Origin of the sequence: Achromobacter marplatensis (genome assembly GCF_002209535.1) — a bacterium.
GTDB classification, from domain to species: domain Bacteria; phylum Pseudomonadota; class Gammaproteobacteria; order Burkholderiales; family Burkholderiaceae_B; genus Achromobacter; species Achromobacter marplatensis.
This window is the reverse complement of record NZ_NJIG01000024.1, coordinates 11586-36342: the sequence shown is the minus strand read 5'-3', so window position 1 is coordinate 36342 and position 24757 is coordinate 11586. Positions and strand designations below refer to the sequence as shown.

23 protein-coding genes are annotated in these 24757 nt (G+C 64.4%); 10 read left to right on the top strand and 13 right to left on the bottom strand.

What is annotated here, in order from left to right; all coding sequences use genetic code 11:
- The 6 genes from CEY09_RS29320 to CEY09_RS29295 form a co-directional block, all read right to left on the bottom strand.
- Entirely contained in the window at nucleotides 1-768 is a 768-nt protein-coding gene (locus CEY09_RS29320) for an SDR family oxidoreductase (protein ID WP_088591294.1), read from the bottom strand.
- Nucleotides 765-1760 carry an NAD(P)H-quinone oxidoreductase gene (locus tag CEY09_RS29315; RefSeq protein ID WP_088591293.1) on the bottom strand — a complete coding sequence of 332 codons (996 nt, stop codon included), beginning with the start codon at nucleotides 1758-1760 and terminating at the stop codon, nucleotides 765-767. The genes CEY09_RS29320 and CEY09_RS29315 overlap by 4 nt, the downstream gene beginning before the upstream one ends.
- An 18-nt stretch (nucleotides 1761-1778) precedes the next feature.
- Nucleotides 1779-2483: an ABC transporter ATP-binding protein gene (locus CEY09_RS29310; RefSeq protein WP_006227847.1), complete on the bottom strand. Its 705-nt coding sequence runs from the start codon at nucleotides 2481-2483 to the stop codon at nucleotides 1779-1781.
- Nucleotides 2476-4257 (bottom strand): branched-chain amino acid ABC transporter ATP-binding protein/permease, encoded by a 1782-nt coding sequence (locus CEY09_RS29305; RefSeq protein ID WP_088591292.1) that lies wholly within the window; start codon nucleotides 4255-4257, stop codon nucleotides 2476-2478. Before CEY09_RS29305 ends, CEY09_RS29310 begins: the two co-directional genes overlap by 8 nt.
- Before the next feature lie 22 nt (nucleotides 4258-4279).
- On the bottom strand, nucleotides 4280-5146 hold the full coding sequence (locus CEY09_RS29300; protein WP_006227849.1) for a branched-chain amino acid ABC transporter permease: 867 nt from the start codon (nucleotides 5144-5146) through the stop codon (nucleotides 4280-4282).
- A gap of 121 nt (nucleotides 5147-5267) precedes the next feature.
- Nucleotides 5268-6467, bottom strand: a complete 1200-nt coding sequence (locus CEY09_RS29295; protein WP_006227850.1) for an ABC transporter substrate-binding protein — start codon at nucleotides 6465-6467, stop codon at nucleotides 5268-5270.
- A 332-nt stretch (nucleotides 6468-6799) separates the two neighbouring features.
- On the opposite strand from CEY09_RS29295, the gene CEY09_RS29290 reads away from it, so the two are divergent.
- From CEY09_RS29290 to kce, 3 genes are read left to right on the top strand one after another with little or no spacing between them, the layout of a single operon-like run.
- Complete coding sequence (locus CEY09_RS29290) at nucleotides 6800-7582, top strand: SDR family oxidoreductase (RefSeq protein WP_006227851.1); 783 nt, start codon at nucleotides 6800-6802, stop codon at nucleotides 7580-7582.
- Nucleotides 7582-8538, top strand: coding sequence for a 3-hydroxyacyl-CoA dehydrogenase (locus CEY09_RS29285; RefSeq protein WP_088591291.1), 957 nt, complete (start codon nucleotides 7582-7584; stop codon nucleotides 8536-8538). The genes CEY09_RS29290 and CEY09_RS29285 overlap by 1 nt, the downstream gene beginning before the upstream one ends.
- On the top strand, nucleotides 8531-9466 hold the full coding sequence (gene kce, locus CEY09_RS29280; RefSeq protein WP_088591290.1) for a 3,5-dioxohexanoate:acetyl-CoA acetone transferase: 936 nt from the start codon (nucleotides 8531-8533) through the stop codon (nucleotides 9464-9466). Before CEY09_RS29285 ends, kce begins: the two co-directional genes overlap by 8 nt.
- A 37-nt stretch (nucleotides 9467-9503) precedes the next feature.
- Here kce and CEY09_RS29275 read toward each other — a convergent pair whose 3' ends face one another.
- On the bottom strand, nucleotides 9504-10574 hold the full coding sequence (locus CEY09_RS29275) for a glycerol dehydrogenase (RefSeq protein WP_088591289.1): 1071 nt from the start codon (nucleotides 10572-10574) through the stop codon (nucleotides 9504-9506).
- A gap of 9 nt (nucleotides 10575-10583) precedes the next feature.
- On the bottom strand, nucleotides 10584-11288 hold the full coding sequence (locus CEY09_RS29270) for a GntR family transcriptional regulator (RefSeq protein WP_006227855.1): 705 nt from the start codon (nucleotides 11286-11288) through the stop codon (nucleotides 10584-10586).
- Between the two features lie 124 nt (nucleotides 11289-11412).
- Between CEY09_RS29270 and CEY09_RS29265 the strand changes: the two genes are divergently transcribed.
- The 4 genes from CEY09_RS29265 to CEY09_RS29250 are packed head-to-tail and all read left to right on the top strand — an operon-like array spanning nucleotide 11413 to nucleotide 15724.
- On the top strand, nucleotides 11413-12270 hold the full coding sequence (locus tag CEY09_RS29265; RefSeq protein ID WP_088591288.1) for a transketolase: 858 nt from the start codon (nucleotides 11413-11415) through the stop codon (nucleotides 12268-12270).
- The gene (locus tag CEY09_RS29260) at nucleotides 12271-13269 is read left to right on the top strand and encodes a transketolase family protein (protein ID WP_088591287.1); all 999 of its coding nucleotides are present in this window, start codon (nucleotides 12271-12273) and stop codon (nucleotides 13267-13269) included.
- 14 nt (nucleotides 13270-13283) lie between these two features.
- Entirely contained in the window at nucleotides 13284-14087 is an 804-nt protein-coding gene (locus CEY09_RS29255) for a shikimate dehydrogenase family protein (protein ID WP_088591286.1), read from the top strand.
- Nucleotides 14088-14122: 35 nt separating this feature from the next.
- Nucleotides 14123-15724 (top strand): GMC family oxidoreductase, encoded by a 1602-nt coding sequence (locus CEY09_RS29250; protein ID WP_088591285.1) that lies wholly within the window; start codon nucleotides 14123-14125, stop codon nucleotides 15722-15724.
- A 197-nt stretch (nucleotides 15725-15921) separates the two neighbouring features.
- Here the strand turns inward: CEY09_RS29250 and CEY09_RS29245 are convergent, their stop codons facing one another.
- From CEY09_RS29245 to CEY09_RS29225, 5 genes are read right to left on the bottom strand one after another with little or no spacing between them, the layout of a single operon-like run.
- Nucleotides 15922-16935, bottom strand: a complete 1014-nt coding sequence (locus CEY09_RS29245; RefSeq protein ID WP_006227860.1) for a proline racemase family protein — start codon at nucleotides 16933-16935, stop codon at nucleotides 15922-15924.
- A gap of 53 nt (nucleotides 16936-16988) precedes the next feature.
- Nucleotides 16989-17780, bottom strand: coding sequence for an ABC transporter permease (locus tag CEY09_RS29240; RefSeq protein ID WP_006227861.1), 792 nt, complete (start codon nucleotides 17778-17780; stop codon nucleotides 16989-16991).
- On the bottom strand, nucleotides 17777-18625 hold the full coding sequence (locus CEY09_RS29235; protein WP_088591284.1) for an ABC transporter permease: 849 nt from the start codon (nucleotides 18623-18625) through the stop codon (nucleotides 17777-17779). Before CEY09_RS29235 ends, CEY09_RS29240 begins: the two co-directional genes overlap by 4 nt.
- Nucleotides 18622-19674, bottom strand: coding sequence for an ABC transporter ATP-binding protein (locus tag CEY09_RS29230; protein ID WP_088591283.1), 1053 nt, complete (start codon nucleotides 19672-19674; stop codon nucleotides 18622-18624). The genes CEY09_RS29235 and CEY09_RS29230 overlap by 4 nt, the downstream gene beginning before the upstream one ends.
- 16 nt (nucleotides 19675-19690) lie before the next feature.
- Nucleotides 19691-20743, bottom strand: coding sequence for an ABC transporter substrate-binding protein (locus CEY09_RS29225; RefSeq protein ID WP_035214238.1), 1053 nt, complete (start codon nucleotides 20741-20743; stop codon nucleotides 19691-19693).
- Between the two features lie 154 nt (nucleotides 20744-20897).
- On the opposite strand from CEY09_RS29225, the gene CEY09_RS29220 reads away from it, so the two are divergent.
- The 3 genes from CEY09_RS29220 to CEY09_RS29210 all read left to right on the top strand — a co-directional run bounded on the left by CEY09_RS29220 (nucleotide 20898) and on the right by CEY09_RS29210 (nucleotide 24718).
- The gene (locus CEY09_RS29220) at nucleotides 20898-21980 is read left to right on the top strand and encodes a GlxA family transcriptional regulator (protein ID WP_006227865.1); all 1083 of its coding nucleotides are present in this window, start codon (nucleotides 20898-20900) and stop codon (nucleotides 21978-21980) included.
- A 25-nt stretch (nucleotides 21981-22005) separates the two neighbouring features.
- Nucleotides 22006-22716 (top strand): glutathione S-transferase, encoded by a 711-nt coding sequence (locus CEY09_RS29215; RefSeq protein ID WP_088591282.1) that lies wholly within the window; start codon nucleotides 22006-22008, stop codon nucleotides 22714-22716.
- Nucleotides 22717-23233: 517 nt separating this feature from the next.
- Complete coding sequence (locus CEY09_RS29210) at nucleotides 23234-24718, top strand: methyl-accepting chemotaxis protein (protein ID WP_088591281.1); 1485 nt, start codon at nucleotides 23234-23236, stop codon at nucleotides 24716-24718.
- Nucleotides 24719-24757 lie beyond the last annotated feature (39 nt).

The following is a 24757-nucleotide window of genomic DNA, read 5'->3' as shown; positions in this document are numbered from 1 at the left end:
TCAAGTCATCAGCCACCCACCGGCCACGTCCAGCACTTGGCCGGTGACGAACCGGGCCTGATCGGACGCAAAGAACAGGCAGGCGTCGGCCACTTCCTCAGGCGTGCCCAACCGGCGTAGCGCGGTCACCTGGGCCACGGCGTCATTGATGGCTTTCGGCACGCTTTTCAGCAGCGGCGTGCTGATTCGGCCCGGCGCCAGTGCGTTCACCGTGACGTCGTATTCGCCCAGTTCCGCGGCCCAATGGCGGGTCAGGCCGATCAGGCCGGCCTTGGTGGCCGCGTAGTGCGCCGCCACGATGTCGCAGTAGGCCTTGCCGGCCACCGACGACATATTGATCACGCGCCCCTGGCGCTGCTTGACCATGTGCGGCGTGGCCAGATGCGTCATATAGAACACGCTGTTCAGGTTCACCGACACCACGTTGTCCCATTCCCCGGGCGGCATCTCCCAGACCTTCAGCGCGCGGCCGTCCGTCTTGGGCGAGATGCCCACGTTGTTCACGAGGATCGTGGCTGCGCCCAGTTCGGACGTGATGCGGTCGTAAGCCGCCTGGCATTGGTCGTAATGCGCCACGTCGGCGTGCACGAACGCGACCTGATGGCCGTGCTTACGCAGTTCCTTCTCGAACGCCTGGCCCGCCTGTGAATTGAAATCGACGAGGCCAACCCGGCCGCCTTCGGCGAGGAATCCCTCGACGATGGCCGATCCGATGCCGCCCACCGCGCCGGTGACGATGGCGACCTGGTCCTGGAAGCGGCCGCTCATGCCTGTACCTTCAGCATGATCTTGCCGATGTGCTTGCTGCTTTCCATCAATGTATGCGCCCGGGCAGCTTCGGCCAGCGGGAACACTTCGTGGATCAAGGGCAGGCATTGCCCTTGCTCCATCAGCGGCACGACCTTGCCGGCGAGCGACCGCGCGATGTCGCCCTTGTCGTCGTCCGAGCGCGGACGCAGCGTCGACCCTGTGAATTGCAGCCGCTTGATCATGATCGGCAGCGCGTCGATCTCGGCCTTGCTGCCTTCCAGGAAGGCGATCTGCACCAGCCGCCCATTGACGGCCAGCAGGCGGATGTTCTTGTTGATGTAGGCGCCGCCCACCATGTCCAGGATCACGTCTACGCCGGCGCCGCCGGTGGCCTGGCGGATCTCGGCTTCGAAGTCCGCCTCCCGGTACAGCACGGCGTGATGCGCGCCGGCCTTCAGGCAAGCGTCCGCCTTGTCCTGATTGCCGACCGTGGTCCAGACCTCGGCGCCGAAGGCGCGGGCCAGTTGGATGGCCGTCAGGCCAATGCCGCTGGAGCCGCCATGCACCAGGAACTTCTCGCCGGCCGACAGGCGGGCGCGGTCGAACACGTTGGTCCAGACCGTAAAGTAGTTTTCGGGGATGGCGGCGGCGGACAGCAGATCCATGCCGTGCGGCACGGGCAGGCAGTGGCGTTCGTCGGCCAGGCAGTACTGGGCGTAGCCGCCTCCCGGCGTCAGCGCGCACACGGCGTCGCCGGCCTTCCAGGCCGTGACCTCCGGCCCCACGGCGATGATGGTGCCGGAGACTTCCAGGCCCAGATAGGGGGAAGCGCCCGGCGGCGGGGGATACGAGCCCGAACGTTGCAGCACGTCGGGGCGATTGACGCCGGCGTAGGCCACTTCGATCAAGACTTGCCGGCCGGTGGGGGCGGCCATGTCGCGCTCGGCGACGTGCATGCAATCGGGCGCGCCGCCCTTGCCGTGGTCGATGAATGTGCAGCGTAGAGTCATAAGAACGGGTCCTGGTCATCAATGGCCCAGATAGGCCTTTTTCACGTGAGGGTCGCTAAGCAGTTCGGCGCCGGTGCCGGTGCGCACGATGGCGCCGTTCTCCAGCACGTAGCCGCGGTCGGCAAGACGCAGGGTGCGGAACACGTTCTGTTCCACCAGCAGCACCGTCACGCCGTGCGAGGTGACGTCGCGGATGATGTCGAACATCTGCTGCACCAGCAGCGGTGACAGGCCCAGCGAGGGTTCGTCGAATACCAGCAGCTTCGGGTCGGCCATCATGCCGCGCGCGATCGCCACCATCTGTTGTTCTCCGCCGGACAACGAGCCGGCGTATTGCGTCAGCCGTTCTTTGACGCGCGGGAAAATGCGCAGCACCTCATCCAGCTTGCGCTGCACGATGGGGCGAGCGGCGCGCTTGTAGGAACCCATCAGCAGATTGTCGCGTACGGTGAAGTGCGGGAACAGCTGGCGGCCTTCGGGAATCATGGTGATCCCAGCGTCCACGATGTCATAGGGGTTGCGGTTGGTCAGGTCGTGGCCTTCGAATTCGACCTTGCCCTGCATGGCGGGGATCACGCCGCACAGGGTTTTGAGCGTCGTCGTCTTGCCGGCGCCGTTGGCGCCGATCAGGGTGACGATCTCGCCTGCATTGACCTCGAAGTTCAGGCCGTTCAGCACCTGGCTCTTGCCATAGCCCGACGACAGATTCGTCACCTTAAGCATCCTGATACTCCTTGCCCAAATAGGCTTCGATGACGGCGGGATTCTCGACCACGTCCTTGGGCGCGCCGCTGACCAGCACCGCGCCTTCGTTCAGGACGATGATGCGGTCCGATAGCGCCATCGTGGCCTGCATCATGTGTTCGATCAGCAGCACCGATACGCCCGAGTCGCGGATGCGGCGGATCATCTGGATGGACTTCTCGATGTCGGTGGGATTCAGCCCCGCCATCACTTCGTCCAGCAGCAGGATGCGCGGCTTGATGGCCAGCGCGCGGGCGATTTCCAGCCGCTTCATGCCGCCCACCGTCAGGCTGCGCGCTTCGGTATTCAGATACTTGACCAGGTCCGTCTGCTCGGCCACCTTCAGTGCGATCTGCTCGGCCTCATCGCGGCTGGACGTGCGGATGAAGGCGCCCAGCATGATGTTCTCAAGCACCGTCAGACCGGTGAACGGCTTGGCGATCTGGAAAGTGCGGCCCAGGCCCTTGTGCGCATACTCGTCCGGCGTCCTGCAGGTGACCCAGTTGCCGTCCGCGTCCAGCATCGAAATGCCGCCCTTGTCCGGCGACAGAAAGCCCGACAGCAGATTGAACACCGTGGTCTTGCCGGCGCCGTTCGGTCCGATCATGCCCAGGATCTCGTTCTGGTTCAGCGTCAGCGACACATCATTGGTGGCGCGCAGGCCGCCAAAGCTCTTGAACAGCTTGTCGGCCTTCAGCACCGGCTGCTCGGAACGGGTGGCGTTGTGCAACCGAAGTTCGTCGGCCAGCTTGAGCTTCTTGCGGGGCGAACCCAGATAGGGCAGGCGCGCCAGCCCGCGTTCGATGGCGGGGCCGAACGCGCCGGCCAGGCCGCGCGGAATGGTCAACACCACCGCCACCAGGATTAGGCCATAGATCAGCCCGTGCATGCCGTTACCCACGCTGGACAACCAGCCGCGCGCAAGTTCCGCGATCGGCAGCACCAGGAAGGTGCCCGCGATCGGACCGGCCACGGTGCCCAAACCTCCGATCAACGCGAACATGGCGACCTGGATCGACAGCTCCAGCGAGAACGCCGAACTGGGATCCACGAAGGTCAGGTACGTGATGTGGAAGGTGCCGATGATGCTGGTCAGCATGGCCGACACGACCGCGGCGATGATCTTCACGCGCACCGTGGGGATGCCCACGGCAAGCGCGGCGTCTTCGCGTTCCCGGATGGCGATCAGGTAATGGCCGATACGCGACTTGCGGATGTACCACGACACCCACGTCACGAACAGGAACAGCCCGAACGCGATGATCACGTAGTTGAGCTTTTCGCGGAACACGATCCACGCCCAGCCGATGTTCAGCGGCAGGCTGATGCCGCTGGAGCCGCCCGTCCAGCTTTCTTCGTGGATGACCAGCAGCCGCACCACTTCCAGGATGGCGATGGTGGCCAGCGCGAAGAACGGCCCGCGCAGGCGCAGCGTGGGATAGCTGATCAGGATGGCGACGCCGGCCGAGATGACCGCGCCGGCCAGCATGCCGAACCACGGCGAAATGCCGAAGTTCTGCGTCAGCAGTGTGGCCGTGTAGCCGCCGATGCCGTAGAAGACCGCGTGGCCCAGCGAGAGCTGGCCTGCGTAGCCGCCCACGATGTTCCACGCGACGGACAAGGACGAAAAAACGAACAGCAGGACGAAAAGGTTGGTCCAGAAGGGCGTGCCCATGACGGCGGGCACGATGAACATGACGATCAGCAAAATCAGGCTGACGTAGGCTTTGGGGCTTCGAAAGTCGGGAAACACGTCTCGCTCCTTGTGGCTCTGATCACTCTGTTCCAACGCCGAACAGGCCGTTCGGACGCAGGACAAGGATCAAGAGGAAGATCCCGAAATACACGACCTCTTTCAGGTCGGGGGCGATGTAATAGCCGGCCAGCGTATCCACGATGCCGATGATCATGGAGCCGGCGACGGCGCCGTACAGGCTGCCCAGGCCGCCCAGCACCACGATCACGAACGCCGTCAGCACGAAGTACGTGCCCACGGTCGGAAACACCGGGTACTGCGGCGCCAGCAGGCCCGCGGCGATGCCGACGAATGCCGTGCCCAGGCCGAAGGCGATGGCGTAGACGTTGTTGACGTTCACGCCCATCAGGGTGGCGGCATAGCGATGCTGGGCCACGGCGCGAAGCGCGCGTCCCAGATAGGTGCGGTGCATGAACAGATGCAGCAGCACCGCCAGGCTGATACCGACCACGAACGTGATCAACTGGCCCGTCACCATCGAGTAGTTGCCCACGTCGATGGCATTCGTGCCCAGTTCCACCGGCGCGCGATACACGTTGGCGCCGAAGATCACCAGCGCAAGGTTGAGCAGAATGGTGGATACGCCCACCGTGGCGAAAATCTGGATGTGCTGGTCGGCGTTGAGCAACGGCTGGATGATGCCTTTCTGCGTCAGCGCACCCAGCGCGAACAGGATGACGGCAACCGGAACCAGGCCTACATACGGATGGACGCCGAATTGCGCCGCGATCAGATAGACCAGGTACATGCCGATCATCAGGAACTCGCCGTGCGCGAAGTTCACGACGCGCACGACGCCGAAGATCAGCGTCAGCCCCAGGCTGATGATGGTGTACGCGCCGCCCAGCAACAGGCCGTTGATGACCAGTTGAATGAATATATCCATGGTGCAACCTCTTAGAGCGGGATGCGGCCCCGGCACGGCCGCGGTGAAAGCGGCCGCGCCGGAGCGCGCAATTCCCGGGAAACGTCAGGCGCCCCCGAGCGCCTGATCACTGGCGTCGCGCTTACTTCTTGAAGACCGGCTTGCCAAGTGCGAGGTTGCTGGGTGCGATGGTGACGAGCTTGCCGTCCTGCCACTGCATCACGTAGAACGTGGAGGCGTTGTTCTGGCCGTCTTCGCCGAAGTCGAAGGCCCAGCCGTTGGCCGTCTGGCCGGCCGGCTTCTTGTAGGCCATGACCGCGGCGCGGATCTTGTCCTTGTCGGTGGACTTGGCGTTGCCGATGGCTTCAAAGAAGGCCTTGGCGCCCACGTAGTTGGTCAGGCTGTGGCCTGATTGCGGGTCGCTCTTGTAGGTCGCCTTGTAGGCTTCCAGGAACTTGTCCAGGCCCGGCGCGCCAGCCGGATTGATGGACGACTGCGGGAAGTCAAGGTCGAACACGCCGTTCATGTCGGCGCCGACCGCCTTGGCGGTATCGGCTAGCGAATAGCCGCCGCCTGCGCCAATCACGACCTTGGGCTTGAAGCCCGCGGCGCGCGCCTGGCTGAAGAACAGGATGGCGTCGTTCTGGTAGGCCGTCTGGAGCACCACGTCCACCTTGGCGCCTTTCAGGCGCAGGATCAGGGACGACAGGTCTACTGTCTTGGCCGAGTAGGGCAGCACTTCAGCAACCGTGTAGCCCAGTTCTTGAGCACGCTTCTTTTCGGTGGCGGCCACGTCGGTGCCGTAAGGCCCGTCTTCGTGGATGATGCCGATCTTGATGTCCTTGGGGTTCAGTCCCATGCCCGGGGCGATCGTGTCATGCAGCGCATTGACCACCGACACGCCGTACAGCGCCGTATTGGGGTTGCTGCGGAACAGGTACTTGTAGCCGCGCGTGGTGATCTTGTGGGCGGTGGCGCCCAGTTCGAAATACGGCACGCCCGCCAGTTCCGTCACGGGCGACGCCGCGTACGAAATGCCGGAGGCGTAGCTGCCGAACACGCCGACCACGTTGGCCGAGATCAGGCGCTTGGTTTCCGACACGGCCTGCGTGGGGTCCACGGCGTCCGCCTTGACGATTTCGATCTTCTCGCCGTTCACGCCGCCTGCGGCGTTGATCTCGTTGACGGCCAGCTCCAGACCGCGATAGCTCTCTTGTCCCAGGAGCGCAAGCGCGCCGCTGAACGGGAAGAGGGCGCCCACTTTCATGTCGGCCGCTGCGGTGCCGCTTGCCAGTGCGCCGCACACGCCCAGCGCCAGAATAATCTTATTGAACTTGAACACGGTCTACGCTCCTTTGTCGGTATGGGATGCGGACTGTTTTTAGTGGCGTCCGTCTTTTTTAAATATATGATATATGTGCCGGCCAGGTACAAAAACCCCGCTTTGGATTCTAGTTGGGGCCGCAACAAGCCGAATCGGGGAATTCCCTAAAGCCGCATGAATAAAGCCTTAGCGGCCGATAAGGCGCGAAATGAACCGCAATATTCCGTCAGGCGGGCGTACCTGTCGGATGGTCGCCAGCGTTACTGAAAGTACGAGAAACTAGCCGGCCTAATCATATATCCTATATCATCAAACGCGCGCTTTTCCATAAAAACCCAGGAGACAGAAGCATGTTCGAGGAAGTCGATTTCGCCGGAAAACGGGTCCTGATCACCGCGGGCGCGGATGGTCTGGGCCTGGAGATGGCCAAGGTGTTCCATCATGCGGGTGCCACGGTGTTCGTGTGCGATGTGAACGAAGCGCGCCTGGCCGCGCTGCCGGCCGAATTGCCGGGCGTGCATACCGCGGTTGCGGACGTATCCGACGAGGACAGCGTGGGCGCGCTTTTCGCCGCGGTCAAGCAGAAGTTGGGCGGGCTGGACATCCTGATCAACAACGCGGGCGTGGCGGGGCCTACCGGTTACGTTGAAACCCTGTCCAAGGCGGACTGGGACCGCACGTTGGCCGTGAACATCACCGGCCAGTTCCTGTGCGCGCGCCAGGCCATCGGCCTGCTGAAGGCATCCAAGGCGGGCGTGATGATCAACCTGTCTTCCGCCGCCGGTCACCTGGGTTTTGCGGGGCGGTCGGTGTATTCCGCGTCCAAGTGGGCGGTGATCGGGTTCACCAAGTCGCTGGCGATCGAACTGGGGCCGCATGGCATCCGGGTCAACGCCATCCTGCCGGGCGCCGTCGAAGGCCCGCGCATCCGTGCCGTCATCGCAGCCAAGGCCGATACGTTGGGCCGTCCGGTGGACGAGATCGCCGCGCAGTACGAAAACCAGGCCGTGCTGGGCCGCATGGTCACGGCGCGCGACATCGCCAACATGGTGCTGTTCAACGCCAGCGAAGCCGCCCGCAGCGTCACGGGCCAGGCCATCGTGGTGGATGGCTTCACGCAGAAGCTCTACTGATGGGTACCGGCTCCCCGGCGCGTTGCGCCGCCATCATCGGAACGGGCCTGATCGGCCAGGGCTGGGCCATCGTGTTCGCCCGCAAGGGCTGGGACGTGCGCCTGTACGACGTCAATGCGGCCATGCTGGCCGAAGCGCGTTCGCTGATTCTGCAGCAACTGCGCGAACTGGAAACCCAGGGCCTGTTGGAAGACGCCAGCGGCATCATCGAGCGGGTGCACGTGGCCGGCAGCCTGGCCGACGCGGTCAAGGGCGCCAGCTACATACAAGAGAACTCGCCTGAAAAGGTCGAGATCAAGCGCGCGCTGTTTACGGAACTGGACGCCGTGGCCGAACCCGACGCGGTGATCGGCAGTTCGACCTCCAGCATCCCCGCCAGCCAATTCACCGAACACCTGCCCGGACGGCATCGCTGCCTGGTTGCGCACCCGGTCAACCCGCCTTATCTGATTCCTGTCGTGGAGCTATGCCCCGCGCCCTGGACCAGTCCGCAGGCGCTGGATGCCGCCCGCGAGGCCATGACGGCCATCGGTCAGAAACCGGTGCTGGTCCGCCGCGAAATCGAAGGCTTCATCCTTAACCGCCTGCAGGGCGCCTTGCTGCACGAGGCGTTCCGGCTGGCCAAAGCAGGCATCGCCAGCGCCGAAGACATCGACGTGACCGTGAAGGACGGCCTGGGCTTGCGCTGGTCGTTCATGGGGCCGTTCGAAACGATCGACCTGAATGCGCCGGGCGGCATTGCTGACTACTGCGCGCGGTACGGTGGCCTGTACGAGTCCATCGGTGCCGACCAGGGCGAATGCGTGGCCTGGGACGGCGCGCTGGTCGCCGCGCTGGAGGACGAACGCCGCGGCTTGCTGCCGCAGGAAGACCTTGCCAAGCGCCGCTTCTGGCGCGATGAAAAGCTGATGCGCCTGATGCGCCACAAACAAGAGAACGGAGACAACAATGGCTAAGCCCAAACAGAAAGTCGTCATTACCTGCGCCGTGACGGGCGCCATCCATACGCCCAGCATGTCGCCGCACCTGCCGGTCACCGCCGATGAAATCGCGGAAGCCGCCATCGGCGCGGCCAAGGCCGGCGCGGCGGTGCTGCACCTGCACGCGCGCGATCCGCAGACGGGCAAGCCGTCGCAGGATCCCGCACTGTTCAAGCCGTTCCTTGAGCGGATCAAGAACGAGACCGATGCCATCATCAACATTACCACTGGCGGCAGCCCGCACATGACGGTGGAAGAGCGCATGCGCCCGGCTACGACCTTCCAGCCCGAACTGGCTTCGCTGAACATGGGGTCGATGAACTTCGGCCTGTTCCCGATGCTGGACCGCTTCCAGGACTTCAAGCATGACTGGGAAAGGGAACACCTGGAGAACAGCCGCTCGCTGATCTTCCGCAACACCTATCAAGACATCGAATCCATCCTGACGCTCGGCAACGCCAATGGCACGCGCTTCGAATTCGAGTGCTACGACATCAGCCACCTCTACAACCTGGCGCACTTCGTCGACCGCGGGCTGGTGAAGTCGCCGCCGTTCATCCAATCCGTGTTCGGCATCCTGGGCGGCATCGGCCCGCACCCGGAAGACCTGATGCACATGAAGCGCACGGCAGACCGGCTGTTCGGCAACGACTACGAATGGTCGATTCTGGGCGCGGGCCGCAACCAGATGCCGCTGGCGACCATCGGTGCCGCGATGGGCTCCAACGTGCGCGTAGGCCTGGAAGATTCGCTGTGGATCGGCCCGGGGCAATTGGCGGAGTCCAACCGCATGCAGGTCGAGCGCATCCGCTCCATCCTCGAGGCGCTGAACCTGGAGGTGGCGACGCCCGACGAAACGCGCGCCAAGCTGGGCCTGAAGGGCCGGGAAAACGTGAAGTTCTGATCTGGGCGGCAGGCCGGCGCGGGTGCGCCGGCCGCGTTCAAGCGTGGCGGCGCAGCGCGTCGGCAAGCGTGGCAACATCCAGCTCGCGATCGAAATTGGCCGCGTGGCGTGCCTTCAAGGTCAGTTCCGCCGCCAGGGTCAAGTCCGCGTCGCCAGGGGTATCGGCGGCGCCCAGTTCGCGCAGCGTGGTGGGCAGGCCCACTTGGGCGTACCACTGGGTCAGGTCGGCCAGCATGCCGTCGCTGCGCTGTTCCAGGTCCAGTTGCACCAGCAGGCCGACCGCGACTTGCAGGCCATGCAATGCCGTCGCCACGCCGCCAATCTTGGGCAGCCCGCGCGTGAGTGCGTGGGCGATGGACAGGCCGCCGCTTTCAAAACCGAGACCGCTCATGAGGATCATCGCTTCCACCACGCGCTCGAACGCCGGCGTGGGCTGGCCGGTGCCCGCGGCCGCCACGGCATCCACGCCATCGGCCAGCAGGGTGCGCAGGCAGCCATCGGCGATCAGTTGCGCCGACAGCAGCGGCGCGCCGTCGTACATGTTCTTGCCGCCGTTACGTTGGCATTGCTCGGCCTCGAACTTCTTCGAGATGGCGTCGCCCAGGCCGGCGCGGAAGAAGTGCACCGGCGCGGTGGCGATGATGGCGGTGTCCACCAGCACGACCGTGGGATTGAACAGCATGTGTTCGACGGCCAGGAGGTTGTGATGTTCGTCGTACAGCACATAGTTCTTGCTGGTGGGCGCGTCGTTGGATGCCACCGTGGGCACCGTGATCAGATGGCAGTGGGCCGACTTCGCCACCGCCTTGCCCGCATCCAGCGACTTGCCGCCACCCACCGCCACCACCATGTCGATGCCGGCGTCCGAGGCTTGCGCGCGCAATTGCGCGATCAGTTCGGGCGTCAGGTCGCCATCGACGATCAGCGGCGTCAGCGCTACACCGTGTTCAGCGCACAAGGCGTCGATTCTTGGACCCAGCACGCCATGGACGTAGCGGTCGATGACCAGGGCGGCGCGGCGCCCGAACAAGGCGGCGTACTGGCCCAAGGGGGCCAGGGCGCCCGCTCCCTGTATGTAGCGGCTGGGAGCGCCAAAAATCTTCAGCATGAAGTCTTCCTATTTGCGTGGCACGGGAGGGCGGTAGTCGAGCTCTTTCTCGCGCTCGACCAACCAGTCAATCATGATTTTGCCGCCCCAGACCAGGTCGGCCTGGATGGCGCTGCGCGCCGCTTCGGAGTCCCGCGCTTCCAGCGCTTCCAGCACGGCTTCGTGGCGATGCTCGTTTTCGGAATAGTCCAGGCCGGCCGTTTTGATGTGGAAGACCTTCAGGATGGGGCCCGTGATGACCCAGAACGATTCCACCGTGCTGCGCAGGATGGGCTTGTTGCTGGCTTCCAGGATGCCGAAGTGGAACTTGCGGTTCAGGTAGCTGGCGCGCTTGGGGTCCGTCGACGTGCAGGAGATGAAGTCCCGCTGCAAGGCGACCAGATTGTCCAGCTGCTTGCGCGTGATGTTCTGCGCGGCCTCGGCCGCGCCCATGCCTTCCAGATGGAAACGGATCTGCTGGATCTCGCGCAGCTTCTCCGAATTCACGTAGGGCACATAGACCGCCGTGGCGGCCTGCATCTCCAGGCCCTGCTCGCTGATCAGGCGGAAGATGGCCTCGCGTACGGGCGTGATGGACACGCCCATTTCTTGGGCCAGTTCGCCAATGATCAGGCGTTCTCCGGGTTCGTACTGCCCGTTGATCAGGGCATTGCGGATTTCGTTGTAGACCCTGACGGAGAGGTTCTCTTTCTTTACCGGTTTGAGGCTGGGCATGACGTTTCGGGCTGGCTGTATTGAGGGAACGGGTGAATCCGGAATGAATTCTAGCCCGCCATAGCCAATTCAAGCTCAATGGGTATATTATATATCATATATCCTAACGAAGAAAGGACGCGCCATGCGCCATCACCAGGAGGCCCCCACCGAGGGGGAGGTCAGGATGCTGCGGGAGAAAGCCCGCCATATCCGGCTGGAGACAATCAGACTGATCGAAATCGCGAAGGTCGGGCATTACAGCTCGGTCTTCTCGTGCGCGGAAATCTTCGCGTCGCTGTATTACGACGTGATGCGGCTGCGTCCGGGCGAGCCCCATTGGCCGGACCGCGACCGCTTCCTGATGGGCAAGGGCCATGCCGCCGTCGGACTGTTCCCGGTGCTGGCCGACCACGGCTTCATCGACCGCGAATTGCTGGACGGCTACACCCGGCTGGGCAGCCCCCTGGGCGACCACCCAGACATGAGCAAAGTGCCTGGCGTGGATTTCAGCTCGGGCTCAATCGGGCACGCGCTGTCCAACGGCGTGGGCATGGCGGTGGGCGGGCGCATGAGCCAGCGCGACTTCAATGTCTTCGTGATGCTGGGCGACGGCGAAATGCAGGAAGGGCAGGTCTGGGAAGCGGCATTGTTCGCCGCGCATAACCGCTTGTCGCGCTTGATCGCCATCGTCGACCGCAACGGCTACCAGCTGGACGGGAAGGTGGACGACGTGATGGGCGTGGAGTCGCTCAAAGAGAAGTGGCTGGCGTTCGGCTGGGACGTCCACGAAGTCGATGGCCACAACCTGCTGGAATTGACGGCGCTGCTGCGCCGCCTGCGTGCGGACGACGCTCGCGAGAGGCCAGCGTGCGTGATTGCCAAGACCATCAAGGGCAAAGGCGTGTCCTACATGGAAACCGAGCCGGGTTGGCACCTGGGCTATCTGGCGCCGCAAGATGCGCAAAGCGCCGTCGACGAAATCCTCTCCCGCGAGATCTGAATGGCACAGGCACAAGTCCTCTCCCCCGACTCCTGGCAGTACCGCGCCCTGAATGCGGTGAACCCCGGGCTGTCCTATCTTTCCGATGCGCTGATCGAACTGGCGCAGGCCGGGCACCCGGTAGTGGCCGGATCGGCCGACCTGCAATACTCCAACGGCCTGAACCGCTTTGCCCAGGCCTATCCGGACCGCTACGTGCAGTTCGGCATTTCCGAGCAGAACATGGTGTCGGCGGCGGCCGGCCTGGCAACGACTGGCATGATGCCGTTCGTGGCCACCTTCGCCTCGTTCCTGGGGTTGCTGTGCTGCGAACAGATCCGCATGGATGTGGCCTACACCAAGCTGCCGGTCCGGCTGATCGGCCACCATACCGGCATCAGCCTGGGCTTTTACGGTACATCGCATCACGCCACTGAAGACATCTCGACGATGCGCGCGCTGGCCGGCCTGACGGTCGTCTCGCCCGCGGACGGCCCGCAGCTGGCGTCCGCCATCAAGGCCTCGGTCGACTGGCCCGAACCCATCTACTTCCGCATCGGGCGGGGCCGCGATCCGCAGGTGTACGAAGACGGCGCACCGTTCGAATTCGGCCGCGCGATCGTGCATTCGACGGGCAGCGACCTGAACATCATCGCTTGCGGGATCACGCTGCATGCCGCGTTGGCCGCGGCAGAACAGCTGCGCCAGGAAGGGTTGTCGGTCGGCGTGATCGACATGCCGACTATCAAGCCGCTGGATCGCGACGCCGTGCTGGCGGCGGCAGGGCAGGCGCGCCTGATGATGACGGTGGAAGAACACAACGTGCTGGGCGGGCTGGGTTCGGCCGTGGCTGAAGTGCTGGCGGATGCCGGCACGGGCACCCGACTGCGCCGCCACGGCATCTATGATGAATACAGCCTGATCGCCCCGCCCACCACGCTGTACGCGCACTACAAGCTGGACGCCGCCGGCATCGGCGAAGTGGCCCGCGAAGTGATCAAAACCCCAAATAAAGCCTGACCCCGGAGAACACGATGAAGGAAATCAGCGGAAACACGCGCCTGTTCGGCATCCTGGCCGACCCGATCCATCATGTGAAGACGCCCCAGCGCATGAACGAGCTGTTCGCCAAGATCGGTTTCGACGGGGTGTGCGTGCCGTTCCATGCGCGGCCCGACAATCTGGCCGCCGTGGTCGACGGCCTGCGGCGCCTGGAGAACCTGGGGGGCGTCATCATCACCATGCCGCACAAGACCGCCATCCTGGACCTGGTGGATGAGGTCACGCCGGTCGCTCGCAAGATCGGCGCAGCGAACGTGGTGCGCCGTGACGCGGACGGCCGGCTGGTGGCGCATATGTTGGATGGCGAAGGCTTCGTGCGCGGCCTGCTGACGGCGGGTGTACCCGTGCAGGGGAAAAGCGCCTATCTGGCGGGCGCCGGCGGCGCGGCCAATGCCATCGGCTTTGCACTGATCCAGGCGGGTGTATCGCGGCTGACCATCGCCAACCGCACGCCGGCCAAGGCCGAAGACCTGAAGGCCCGCATCCTGTCGCTGCATCCCGACGCCAAGATCACGGTCGGCACGCCGGACCCTGCCGGCCATGACCTGGTCGTCAACGGCACGTCGCTGGGCATGAAGGAAGGCGACGCGTTGCCGCTCGATACCAACCGCCTGACGCCGGACCAACTGGTGTGCGAAGTCATCATGCAGCCCAAGGACACGGCGCTGTTGCTGGCCGCCCAGGCCAAGGGCTGCAAGGTGCATTACGGCGCGCCGATGCTGGCCTGCCAGATCGAGCTGATGGCCGAGATGCTGGGCGTGGTTCCCGCGAAATAGCATGCAGCCGATATCAGGACGGAGTAGATAAAAAGATGGGCGACTACGATTTCATTATTGCGGGCGGCGGCACGGCGGGTTGCATCCTGGCCAACCGGCTCACCGCCGACGGCAAGCATCGCGTCCTGATGCTGGAAGCCGGCTTCGAGGCCCGCAGCATGTGGATCTCGATTCCGGCGGGCTTTTCCAAGCTGCTGGTGAACCCGGACTACAACTGGCGCTTTGCGACCGAGCCCGAAGACAACGTCCACGGCCGCACCATCGCCGTGCCGCGCGGCAAGGGCGTGGGCGGGTCCACGCTGATCAACGGCATGATCTACGTGCGAGGCCAGTCGCAGGACTACGACGGCTGGGAAGCCGCGGGTGCGACGGGTTGGGGGCATGCGCAGGCCGAACGGCTGTTCCGCAAGATCGAGCATTACGAACCCGGCGGCGAAAGCCGGGGCAAGAACGGGCCGATGCATCTGGAGGAAGTCGCCGAACGCTTTCCGGTGTCCGACGCTTTCCTGCGCGCGGCGCAAGAGGATGGCCAGCCGCTGAACGCCGACTACAACAGCGGCAACCAGGAAGGCGTGGGCTACTACCAGGTACTGCAGCATCGCGGCAGGCGTTGGAGCGTGGTGGACGGCTATATGAAGCCCGCGGCCGGCCGCCAGAACCTGAAGGTGGAGTGCGGCGCGCATGTGACGCGGCTGGTGTTCGAGGGCAAGCGTTGCGTGGGCGTGACGTATCGCCAGAACGGCCAGGAGCACACCGTGCGGGCGCGCCGCGAAACGGTGCTGTGCCTGGGGGCGGTGCAGTCGCCGCAGTTGCTGGAACTGTCCGGCGTGGGCGATCCGGCGCGGCTGCAATCCTTCAACATCCCGCTGGTGCACGCGCAGGCGCAGGTCGGTGAAAACTATATCGACCACTTCGCGACGCGCATGAATTGGCGCGTGAAGAATGCCGTGACCTTGAACGAAATGTCGCGCGGCTGGCGCCTGGCGCAACAGGTCGCTCGCTACTACACCCGCCACACCGGCATCCTGACGCTGGGCACGGGGCTCGTCCACGGCTTCGTCAAGAGCGCGCCTGACCTGCCGACGCCCGATGTGCAGTTCTTCTTCGTGCATGCCAGCTATGCCAACGCGGCCGAACGCATCCTGGACCGCCATCCGGGCATGACGATCGGCGTGGCACAGCTGCGCCCGGAATCGGTGGGCAGCATCCACATCAAATCCGCCGATCCCTTGGCGGGCCCGTCGATCCGCCCGAACTTCCTGTCGGCGCAGATCGATCGCGACAGCCTCGTCGGCGGCATGAAAGTGGCGCGCCGTATCGTGGGACAACCGGCCATGCAACGGTTCATCGAGGCCGAAGTCAGCCCCGGCGCCGCCGTGGAAAGCGACGAGCAATGGCTGGACTTCGCGCGGCGCAATGGCCAGACGATCTATCACCCCATCGGCACCTGCCGCATGGGCTCGGACGCGGCCGCCGTGACCGACGTGCGCTTGCGCGTGAACGGCCTGACGGGGCTGCGCGTGGTGGACGCGTCGGTGATGCCGAAGATGGTCTCCGGCAACACGCAGGCCGCCGTCATGATGGTGGCCGAGCGCGGCGCCGAAATGATCCTCGAGGACGCCGCTCAGGCACCCTGAGCGATCGTAGGATGGGTGAAGCGCGAGAGTTCTTAAGCAAGGACTCTCGCGTTCAGCGCGCGCAACCCATCAGGCAGCGCTTGCGTTGTAGCTAAAGTTGCCAAGAAATCACCGCTGCTTGATGGGTTACGCGCGCTGGGCAGCAGCGTTCTCGCCTAAGAACCCCCGCGCTTCACCCATCCTACGGCCTGCCGGGTTCAGCGGATCAGGAAGCCCGCGCCGACCGGGTCGTTGCGGTCGATCACCCAGCGCGCGGTGCCCAGGATGCTGGCGGTGCCCTTGACGGTGGGCCGGACGGCGCGCGTGCCGTTCAGGTCTACCTCGCCCAGCAGGCAGCCTTCAAACGTGCCGCTGCCCAGCAGGCCTTCGGATTTGATCGGCTGGTTCAGGCCCATCTTTCCGCGCGCCTCGAACATGGCCATCATGGCGCTGGTGCCCGTGCCGCCGGGCGAACGGTCTAGCTGGCCGGCGCTGAACACGTGCACGTTCTTGTAGAACGCGCCTTCGATCGTCGGCTGATGCCAGAACGTGATGAAGTTCAGATTGTTGATGTGCGCTTCGGTCGGGTGCTGGATGCGATGGCGCGCGTTCAACTGGTCACGCACGATCAGGCCCATGCGCGACAGCTCGGTGCCGTTGTCCGGCGAGATCCGCAGGTCGCAACCCGACAGGTCCACGATGCCGAAGTAGTTGCCGCCCCAGACGATGTCGGCGGACAGCTTGCCGTAGCCCGGCAGTTCCACCGGGATGTCCTGCGCCGCCACGTAGGCCGGCACGTTCTCGAAGCGCGTCCACAGCACGTTGTCGCCTTCGGATGCCACTTCCGACACGACCAGGCCGGCCGTGGTTTCAAAGCGGATCTTGGTGATGCCGTCCTTGCCGCGCGCCACCAGGCCATTGGCCACCATCGCCATGCTGACCGCGATCGTGCCGTGGCCGCACATGTGGGAATACTCGGTGCCGTCGATGTAGATCAGGCCGGCGTCGAATTCGGGACTGGACGGCGGCGTGAGGAATACGCCGAACATGTCCTTGTGGCCGCGCGGTTCGCGCATCAGCGCTTGACGCAGCCAGTCGTAGTTCTGCTCCAGGAAAGCCCGCTTTTCCAGGATGGTGGATCCGGCGGGGTAGGGGATGCCGCTATGCACGATGCACAGGGGCTCGCCTTCGGTATGGGTATAGATGACATCGAACGCGTCTTGCTTGCGCATGACTGTGGCTCCAGACAAAAGTAGGATGAGGGGAAAACCCGGGAGTCGAGAAACTATTTGCCGCGTTCGGACAGCATGTCCAGCCCGACGGTCAAATCAAGAATGACGATGGCGATCACCGCAACCACGATCGTGGCGCCCGATACGGCTGCGATGGTCGGATCTATCGTGTACTGCACGTAGTTGAAAAGCTTCACGGGGATGGTGTTCAGGTCCGCCGTGGTGTTGAAGATGGAAAGCTCCACGTTGATCCATGACGAGATGAACGCGAAGATGGAACCGGTCACGATGCCCGGCCGGATCTGCGGCAGCACCACCAGGAAGAATGTGGTCCAAGGGTTGGCGCCCAGGTCCGCGGAAGCCTCTTCCAGCGCGCGCTGCTCCGGCGTCAGCAGGGTCAGTGTTGAACGCAGCACGAACGGCGCGATGATGACGATGTGCCCGATCAACAGCGACAGGAAGCTGCGCGTCAGGCCGAAATACGCGCCGTACTGCAGCAGCGCCGCGCCCAGCACGATGTGCGGCAGCACCAGCGGCGACATCAGCACCGACGTCAGCGCCGCCTTTCCCGGGAATTCGTAGCGCGCCACCGCCAGCGCAGCGGGCACGGTCAGCACGACGGCGGCAACGGTCGCCGCCAGCGCCAGCACCGTGCTGGTGGTGAACGCGGCGACGTAGCCGGCTTCCACCAGCAGGGTGCGGTACCACTCCAGCGTCCAGCCCTGGGGCGGGAACGCCAGGTACGGCGTGGCCGTGAACGACGAGCCCAGGATCACCACCAGCGGCAGGGCCAGGTAGGCCAGCACGGCCAGCGCGATCAGGCGGATCAGATTGCGGGCGATCATCGCGCGGCTCCAGGCAGGGTGGCGGCGCGGTTCGCCAGCGCAACCAGAATCAGGGTGAAGACCAGCAGCACCATGCTCAGCGCTCCGCCGTAGTGGAAATCGAAGACCGAGCTGTATTGCTGGAAGATCAGCATGGACAAGACCGAGATCCGTCCGCCGGACAGCAACGCAGGTGTCACATACGCGCTGACCGCCAATGTGAAGACGATGATGGCGCCCGACACCACGCCGGGCAGCGTCAGCGGCCAGGTGATGTGGAAGAACGTCGCCGTCGGGCTTGCGCCCAGGTCTGCGGACGCCTGCTCGCAGGCCGGGTCCACCCGGGCCAGCGCATTGCCCACCGCCAGCACCACGAAAGGCAGCAGTACGTAGACCATGCCGATCAGAATGCCCAACTCGGTGCCGATGAAGCGCACCGGACGGTCGGCCGCGCCGACGCCAACCATCGCCTGGTTGACCAGGCCGTTACGGCCCAGCAGCACCATCCAGCCGAACGCGCGCACGATGTTGCTGGTGAACAGCGGCACCACCAGCAGGATCACGCAGAAGCGACGCCACGCCTGCCAGCGCACCACGCGCACCAGGTACCACGCGAGCGGGTAGCCCAGGATCACGCATACGACGGTGGTGAAGAAGGCCAGTCGGAAGGTCACCAGGATCACATCCCAGTGATATTGGTCGGCCAGCACGCGCAGGTACTGTTGCAAGGTCAGCGTCCCGCCGTCTGGCCCGCCCGTGATGCTGGCCAACGCCACCACCGCCAACGGCGCCAGGAAGAAGGCCGCAAAGAACAGCACGGGGGCCGCCAGCAGCAGGCCAGGCGAGAGCCAGGCGCGCCGGTTCATGGCTGTTCACCGATCAGGTGCAGGTGCTCCGGCGCGAAGGCCAGGTGCACCGTCGTGCCCGGGCGCAGCTCGGCAGGCGCAATGCCGCCATGGCGCGCCACCACCGACTGGCCGCCGATGTCCACGTGGATCATGCTGTGACTGCCCACGTTGATGACGTCCGTGACCGCGCCGGTCAGCGTGTGCGCGGACGCTTCGGCGCTCAGCCGCAAGTCTTCGGGCCGCAGCACCGCCACGCCGCGCGCGGGCGCCGGCTTGCCGCCCAGCGGCACGCGCAGGCCCTGGGCCTCCAGCTGCAGGGTGCCACCCTCTGTCGCGGTGAAAGCCATGAAGTTCGCGTCGCCGATGAACTCCGCCACGAAGCGCGTGGCGGGCTGGCGATAGATGTCCGTGCCTGCGCCCACCTGTTCGATGCGCCCCGCATGCATGACGACGACCCGGTCGGCCATGGTCATCGCTTCTTCCTGATCGTGAGTGACGAAGATGAAGGCGATACCCAGCTTGGCTTGCAGGTGCTTGAGCTCCAGTTGCATGCGCTTGCGCAGCTTCAGGTCCAGCGCCGACAACGGTTCGTCCAGCAACAACAGCTTGGGCTGGTTGACGATGGCGCGCGCCAGCGCCACCCGTTGCTGCTGGCCGCCGGACATCTCGCGGGGGTAGCGCGGGCCGAAGTCCGCCAGCCCCACCATGTCCAGCGCCGCGCGGGCGCGCTCGGCGGCCTCGGCCTTTGATGCGCCTTGGCGCCGCGGGCCATAGGCGACGTTCTCCAGCACGGTCATGTGCGGAAACAGCGCGTAGTTCTGGAACACCGTGTTAAGCGGACGATGGTGCGCGGCCAATCGGCTGATGTCCTGGCCGTCGATCAGGATGCGGCCCGATTCGGGCTTCAGGAAGCCGGCGATCGAGCGCAGCAAGGTGGTCTTGCCGCAGCCGCTGGGCCCCAGCAGGGCGACGAACTCCCCCTGCTGGATGTCCAGGTCGATGTGGTCCAGCGCCTGGTAGGCGCCAAAGCGCATCGACACGCCTTCGATGGTGAGCAAAGCGGACATGATTGATCCCTGGACCCTAGCGCTTGCGGGCAACCTGGCGGTTCCACGCGTCGGTGACTTCGGCGCGGCGGCTGTTGATGAGGTTCCAGTCGAAGAGGCTCAGGTTCTTCACCGAGCCCTCGGCGCCCCACGGCAGCTTGCGGGCTACGTCCTTGGGCACCTGCACGTCCTTGACGGCCGGCCCCAAGTACAGGCGCGTGGCCAGGCAAGCCGCGGCGTCTGGCGTCAACGCGGTATCGATGAACTTCTTGGCGGCCGCCGCATTAGGCGCGCCCTTGACCAGATGCAGGCGGGCATCCGTAGCCCACGCGCCTTCCTTGGGCACGGCGAAGCCGATAGGCAAGCCCTTGTCGATCAAGTCCCACGCGCCCACGTTGAAGTGCGCGCCGATGATGGCCTCGCCGCTTTGATAGGCGTTGCTGGCCGCGCCCGAGCTGTCGAAGAACAAGGCGGTGTCCAGGGTGGCCAGCTTGGCGTATAGGGGCGCCAGGTTTGACGGGTCGATGGCCCAGACGCGCGCCAGGAAGAAAATGAACGGCACGCCGGACGAATTCGCGGGCGAGGGCACGGCGACGGCGCCGGCATACTCGGGCTTCCACAAGTCCTTCCAGCTGGTCGGCGCCTGCGGCACTTCCTTGGTGTTGTAGGTGATGCCCAACGAGTAATAGCCCGTGCTGACGGCATAGGCTGCATCGCCGTTGCGGTATACGCCCTGGTCGATGACGTTCTTCAGGTTGGGGATGGCCGCGGGGTCCAGCGTGTCCAGCACGCCGGCCTGGGCGGCCAGTTCGCTGATGCCGCCGTCCATCCAGGCCACGTCGATCGTAGGCGCGTTCTTCTGCTGCTGCAGCTTGGCCAGCGTGGTGGTCGATGTGCCGACTTCCGGCACGACCGTCACGCCGGTGGCCTTGGTGTAGGGGTCGGCGACGCAGGCGCGGAACGCGTCGCCCCAGTTGCCGCCGTACCAGGCGACGGTGATCTTCTGCTGCTGCGCCATCGCCTGCGTGGCCAGCAATAGCCCGGCGCCCAGCAAAGCGGCGCGGACTGCGCTGCGGGTAGGTGTTGCCATGTCGGATTCCCCTTGTCGATTTATCGGCTTGTCGCGGGTGTCGCTGGAGCAGGGTGCTCCAGGACGGAACCGTGACGTTGCCATACCTGCATCTTGGGCGATCCCCGGGAAAACGAGCTTGAAGGCGCGGGACAAAAACTTGAATAATTGCGTCATGACTGACGTCGAAATCACCGCCTCCGCCACTTCCCCCTATGAGGACGCCGCACAAGGCCTGCCCCCGGGGAAACCCGCACTGACCATCGGTATCGTGCTGATGGACCAGTTCACGCTGGCTGCCTTCGCTGGTTTGGTGGACGTGCTGCGCCTGGCCGGCGACCACGGCGGACGCAGTCGGCAGATCCATACGGCATGGCGCGTCATGAGTTGGGACGGCAAGCCGCGCTGCTCCAGCGCCGGCCTGACCATCGATGTGGCCGACAGCCTGCCCGACGACCCCGCCCAGTTCGATTACGTTGCCGTGTGCGGGGGCAACGACTACATCAACGGCCGCATGCCCGAGCCGCTGCGCGACTGGCTACGGCTGGCGGCGGCGCTGCGGGTGCGCTTGTTGGGCATCTGCACCGGCACCTTCGCGCTGGCGCAGGCCGACGTGATCGGGCCCCGCACGGTATGCGTGCATTGGAATGTGCTGGATGCGTTCCGCGAGCGTTTTCCGCAGACCCGCGCGGTGGTGGACCGCCTGTTCGTGGACGAGGGCGACCTGATCTCCTGCGCGGGGTCCACCGCGGCGATCGACCTCGGCCTGTATCTGGTGGCCCGCCATTGCGGGCGCGACAAGGCCCAGCAGGCGATGCGGCACATGATGCTGCAGGGCGTGCGCCCAGGCCGGGTGCCGCAGGCGCATTTCCGCACCGACCTGTCCGGCATCCAGGACCTGCGCGTGCGCCAGGCTGCGCACTTTATCGAGCAGCGCATCGACAACCCCCCGCCGCTGGACGCCATCGCGCGCTACGTCGGGGTCGGACGGCGGCAGTTGGAGCGCGCGTTCCGCCTTGCCACGGGCATGTCGCCCATGGCATTCCAGCGGCAACTTCGGCTGGAATATGGAAGCTGGTTGTTGCTCAATAATCCTTGCAGCATCACGCAGATTGCGTTGGACTGCGGTTTTGCGGACGGCGCGCACTTCTCGCGCGACTTCCGGGCGCACTTCGGATTATCCCCGCGCCAGTATCAACAGGCCCGAGGCCAGCAGGCTATCGGGCAAGAGGGCGGTGTCAGCGTATTCCCTGCCTAGCCTTCGCTTACCCCAAGGAGACGGCATGACGTATGACCTCTGGTATTGGGACGGTATTCCCGGGCGCGGTGAGTTCGTGCGCCTGGCGCTGGAAGCGGGGGGTATCCCCTATCGCGAACGCGCGCGCGAACCCGGTGCCTCGGAAAATTCACTGATCGAAGACATGCAGTCGCCGCGTAAGCATCCGCCTTTCGCGCCGCCTTATCTGGTGGCCGACGGGATGACGCTGGGCCAGACCGCCAATATCCTGCTGTTCCTGGGAGAAAAGCACGGCCTGGCCCCGGAATCGCTGGAAGGACGCCTTTGGGTGAACCAGCTTCAGCTGACCATCGCCGATATGGTGACCGAGGCGCACGATACGCATCACCCCATTTCCGCCAACGATTATTACGAAGACCAGAAAGAAGAGGCTGCGCGCCGGGCGCGTAGTTTCCGGGAAGAGCGCATACCGAAATTCCTGGCGTATTTCGAACGCGTGCTCGGCGGGCCGACGGCGTGGTTGGCCGGCGGCAAGCGTTGGACCTACGTCGACCTGTCGTTGTTCCATCTGGTTGACGGCCTGCTCTATGCGTTCCCGAAACGCATGGGGACGGTAGCATCGGATTATCCGAACGTGATGGCCTTGCACGCGCGCGTGGCGTCGCTGCCGGCATTGCAGCCCTATTTTGATAGCGGCCGGCGTTTGCCTTTTGGCGAGTGCATATTCCGCCAATATCGCGAACTGGACGCCGCCTGACGTCCGAGTCATCGGCGGCTGCGGGGAGGGGTTAACGGCCGCGCGTCGGCAGTTTCCGAGCGGCGCCTGATGCTACCCGCATTTTCATCTGTCTATTGATAATGGGGTCATCGACCGCCCATTAATAAACGGCGCGCTTCAAACAGCGAAAAATAGATAGCGGATTGGTATTAACCCTGAACGGCACAATAAGCACGGGCTGATTGCGCTGTTGAAGGTCGCTGAATCATTATCCGATGCGAGGGTGCGCCGCGATTTTTTCTGCAAAGCGGTCGGTAATAGGTTGAGAATCGATCATTTTTAGGATTAAATATTTTCGACTGGATACATTCTCGATTTTTTTAATTTTGGTCCAGGCCTGCCGTTACCGCAGTGGCGACGGACTACCAGGTAGCAAGTGCATGCGGCGCGGCGTGCACTGACTGAGTTTGGGACGCGCCAAGCAGTTCTGATTCAGAGATTCCGCTTGTCGACCGTTGTCAGAAACTTCGTCCCATCCTTGGCAGGAGAAGCCACCATGCAATGGATCACCCTAAGGCGCCTGTTCCGCGGCGAACGCGGCATGCAGAAGGCGGATTTGTACGGCCAGATCTCGGCTATCCATAAAGCGCAGGCCGTCATCGAATTTGATCTGGAAGGCCACATCCTGATGGCCAATCAGAATTTCCTGGACACTATGGGTTATTCCCTGGATGAGATCCTGGGACAGCACCACCGCATGTTCATCGATCCGGATGAGCGCGAATCTGCCGAGTATCTCGCTTTTTGGGAAAAGCTCGGGCAGGGCGCTTATGACGCGGGCCGTTACCGCCGCGTTCGTCGCGATGGCCGGGACGTTTGGCTGCAAGCGTCCTATAACCCCATCTTCGATAAGCGCGGTCGGCCGCTCAAAGTCGTCAAGTACGCCACTGATATTACCGATCAGCAGCAGCGCCAGGCGGACACTGAAGGCCAGTTGGCGGCGATCTCCAAGGTGCAGGCGATTATCGAGTTCGAATTGGACGGCACGATCATCCGCGCCAATGACTTGTTCCTGAATGCCGTGGGCTACCACGCCGCTGAGGTGGAAGGCCGGCATCACAGCATGTTCGTGCGGCCCGAAGAGGCGCGCTCGGCCGCCTACCAGGAATTCTGGCGCAAGCTGCGCAGCGGCGAACATGACACGGGCCAGTACCTGCGCATCGGCAAGGGCGGGCGCCAGGTGTGGATCGAAGCCAGCTATAACCCGATCCTCGACGCGGAAGGCCGGCCTTTCAAGGTCGTGAAATACGCCACCGACATCACCAAGCGCTTCACCGCCGCGCAGACCCTGCGGGTGGCCGTGCAGGGCCTGACCGAAAATGCCGAGCGCGCCAGCCAGGCCAACGCTCTGGCGCTGGACGCCAGCAAGGTCGCCGAGCAGGGCGGCAAGACGGTGAAGGGCGTGGTGCAGACGATGGGGGCCATCACCGATAGCTCGCGGCGCATTTCCGAGATCATCGGCGTGATGGACGGCATTGCCTTCCAGACGAACATCCTGGCGCTGAACGCCGCCGTGGAAGCCGCCCGCGCCGGCACGCACGGCAAAGGTTTCGCGGTGGTCGCGGCCGAAGTCCGCAGTCTGGCGCAAAACAGCGCCGCCGCTGCGAAAGAGATCAAGGGATTGATCACGACCTCCGTCGAGCAGATAGAAAGTGGCGCCGGTCAGGTGCAGTCGGCCGGCACCACGATGGAAGACATCGTGGCCTCATCGCGCCGCGTCACTGAAATCATGGCGGAAGTGGTGAACGTGTCGTTGGCGCAATCGGCCAAACTGGCGGATGTCACCGAAGACATCACGCAGATGACGGCAGAAGCCGCCCAGACCTTGCGGGCCACCCAGGAAGCCGCGGATGCGCAGGCTGCGCGCAAAGACCATCGGCCTGTCGGGGTGGTCAAGCCCGTGACGGCGGCCGTGCGGGCCAGGCAGGCGGCCAATACGCCGCTGCCGCCCAAGCCGGTGTTGGAGTACGTGCGCTACTGACGTCCGGCCGGGCAGGGGCCCGCGCGAGTGCGCTATAAA

Excerpts from the sequence above, each read along its gene's own strand:
- CEY09_RS29265 (WP_088591288.1), top strand. The coding sequence starts at position 11,413 with ATGCGCCATCACCAGGAGGCCCCCACCGAGGGGGAGGTCAGGATGCTG.
- CEY09_RS29220 (WP_006227865.1), top strand. The coding sequence starts at position 20,898 with ATGACTGACGTCGAAATCACCGCCTCCGCCACTTCCCCCTATGAGGAC.
- CEY09_RS29320 (WP_088591294.1), bottom strand. The coding sequence starts at position 768 with ATGAGCGGCCGCTTCCAGGACCAGGTCGCCATCGTCACCGGCGCGGTG.
- CEY09_RS29310 (WP_006227847.1), bottom strand. The coding sequence starts at position 2,483 with ATGCTTAAGGTGACGAATCTGTCGTCGGGCTATGGCAAGAGCCAGGTG.
- CEY09_RS29255 (WP_088591286.1), top strand. The coding sequence starts at position 13,284 with ATGAAGGAAATCAGCGGAAACACGCGCCTGTTCGGCATCCTGGCCGAC.
- CEY09_RS29270 (WP_006227855.1), bottom strand. The coding sequence starts at position 11,288 with ATGCCCAGCCTCAAACCGGTAAAGAAAGAGAACCTCTCCGTCAGGGTC.
- CEY09_RS29215 (WP_088591282.1), top strand. The coding sequence starts at position 22,006 with ATGACGTATGACCTCTGGTATTGGGACGGTATTCCCGGGCGCGGTGAG.
- CEY09_RS29245 (WP_006227860.1), bottom strand. The coding sequence starts at position 16,935 with ATGCGCAAGCAAGACGCGTTCGATGTCATCTATACCCATACCGAAGGC.
- CEY09_RS29260 (WP_088591287.1), top strand. The coding sequence starts at position 12,271 with ATGGCACAGGCACAAGTCCTCTCCCCCGACTCCTGGCAGTACCGCGCC.
- CEY09_RS29225 (WP_035214238.1), bottom strand. The coding sequence starts at position 20,743 with ATGGCAACACCTACCCGCAGCGCAGTCCGCGCCGCTTTGCTGGGCGCC.
- CEY09_RS29210 (WP_088591281.1), top strand. The coding sequence starts at position 23,234 with ATGCAATGGATCACCCTAAGGCGCCTGTTCCGCGGCGAACGCGGCATG.
- CEY09_RS29235 (WP_088591284.1), bottom strand. The coding sequence starts at position 18,625 with ATGAACCGGCGCGCCTGGCTCTCGCCTGGCCTGCTGCTGGCGGCCCCC.
- CEY09_RS29275 (WP_088591289.1), bottom strand. The coding sequence starts at position 10,574 with ATGCTGAAGATTTTTGGCGCTCCCAGCCGCTACATACAGGGAGCGGGC.
- CEY09_RS29315 (WP_088591293.1), bottom strand. The coding sequence starts at position 1,760 with ATGACTCTACGCTGCACATTCATCGACCACGGCAAGGGCGGCGCGCCC.
- CEY09_RS29230 (WP_088591283.1), bottom strand. The coding sequence starts at position 19,674 with ATGTCCGCTTTGCTCACCATCGAAGGCGTGTCGATGCGCTTTGGCGCC.
- CEY09_RS29290 (WP_006227851.1), top strand. The coding sequence starts at position 6,800 with ATGTTCGAGGAAGTCGATTTCGCCGGAAAACGGGTCCTGATCACCGCG.
- CEY09_RS29250 (WP_088591285.1), top strand. The coding sequence starts at position 14,123 with ATGGGCGACTACGATTTCATTATTGCGGGCGGCGGCACGGCGGGTTGC.
- kce (WP_088591290.1), top strand. The coding sequence starts at position 8,531 with ATGGCTAAGCCCAAACAGAAAGTCGTCATTACCTGCGCCGTGACGGGC.
- CEY09_RS29240 (WP_006227861.1), bottom strand. The coding sequence starts at position 17,780 with ATGATCGCCCGCAATCTGATCCGCCTGATCGCGCTGGCCGTGCTGGCC.
- CEY09_RS29300 (WP_006227849.1), bottom strand. The coding sequence starts at position 5,146 with ATGGATATATTCATTCAACTGGTCATCAACGGCCTGTTGCTGGGCGGC.
- CEY09_RS29285 (WP_088591291.1), top strand. The coding sequence starts at position 7,582 with ATGGGTACCGGCTCCCCGGCGCGTTGCGCCGCCATCATCGGAACGGGC.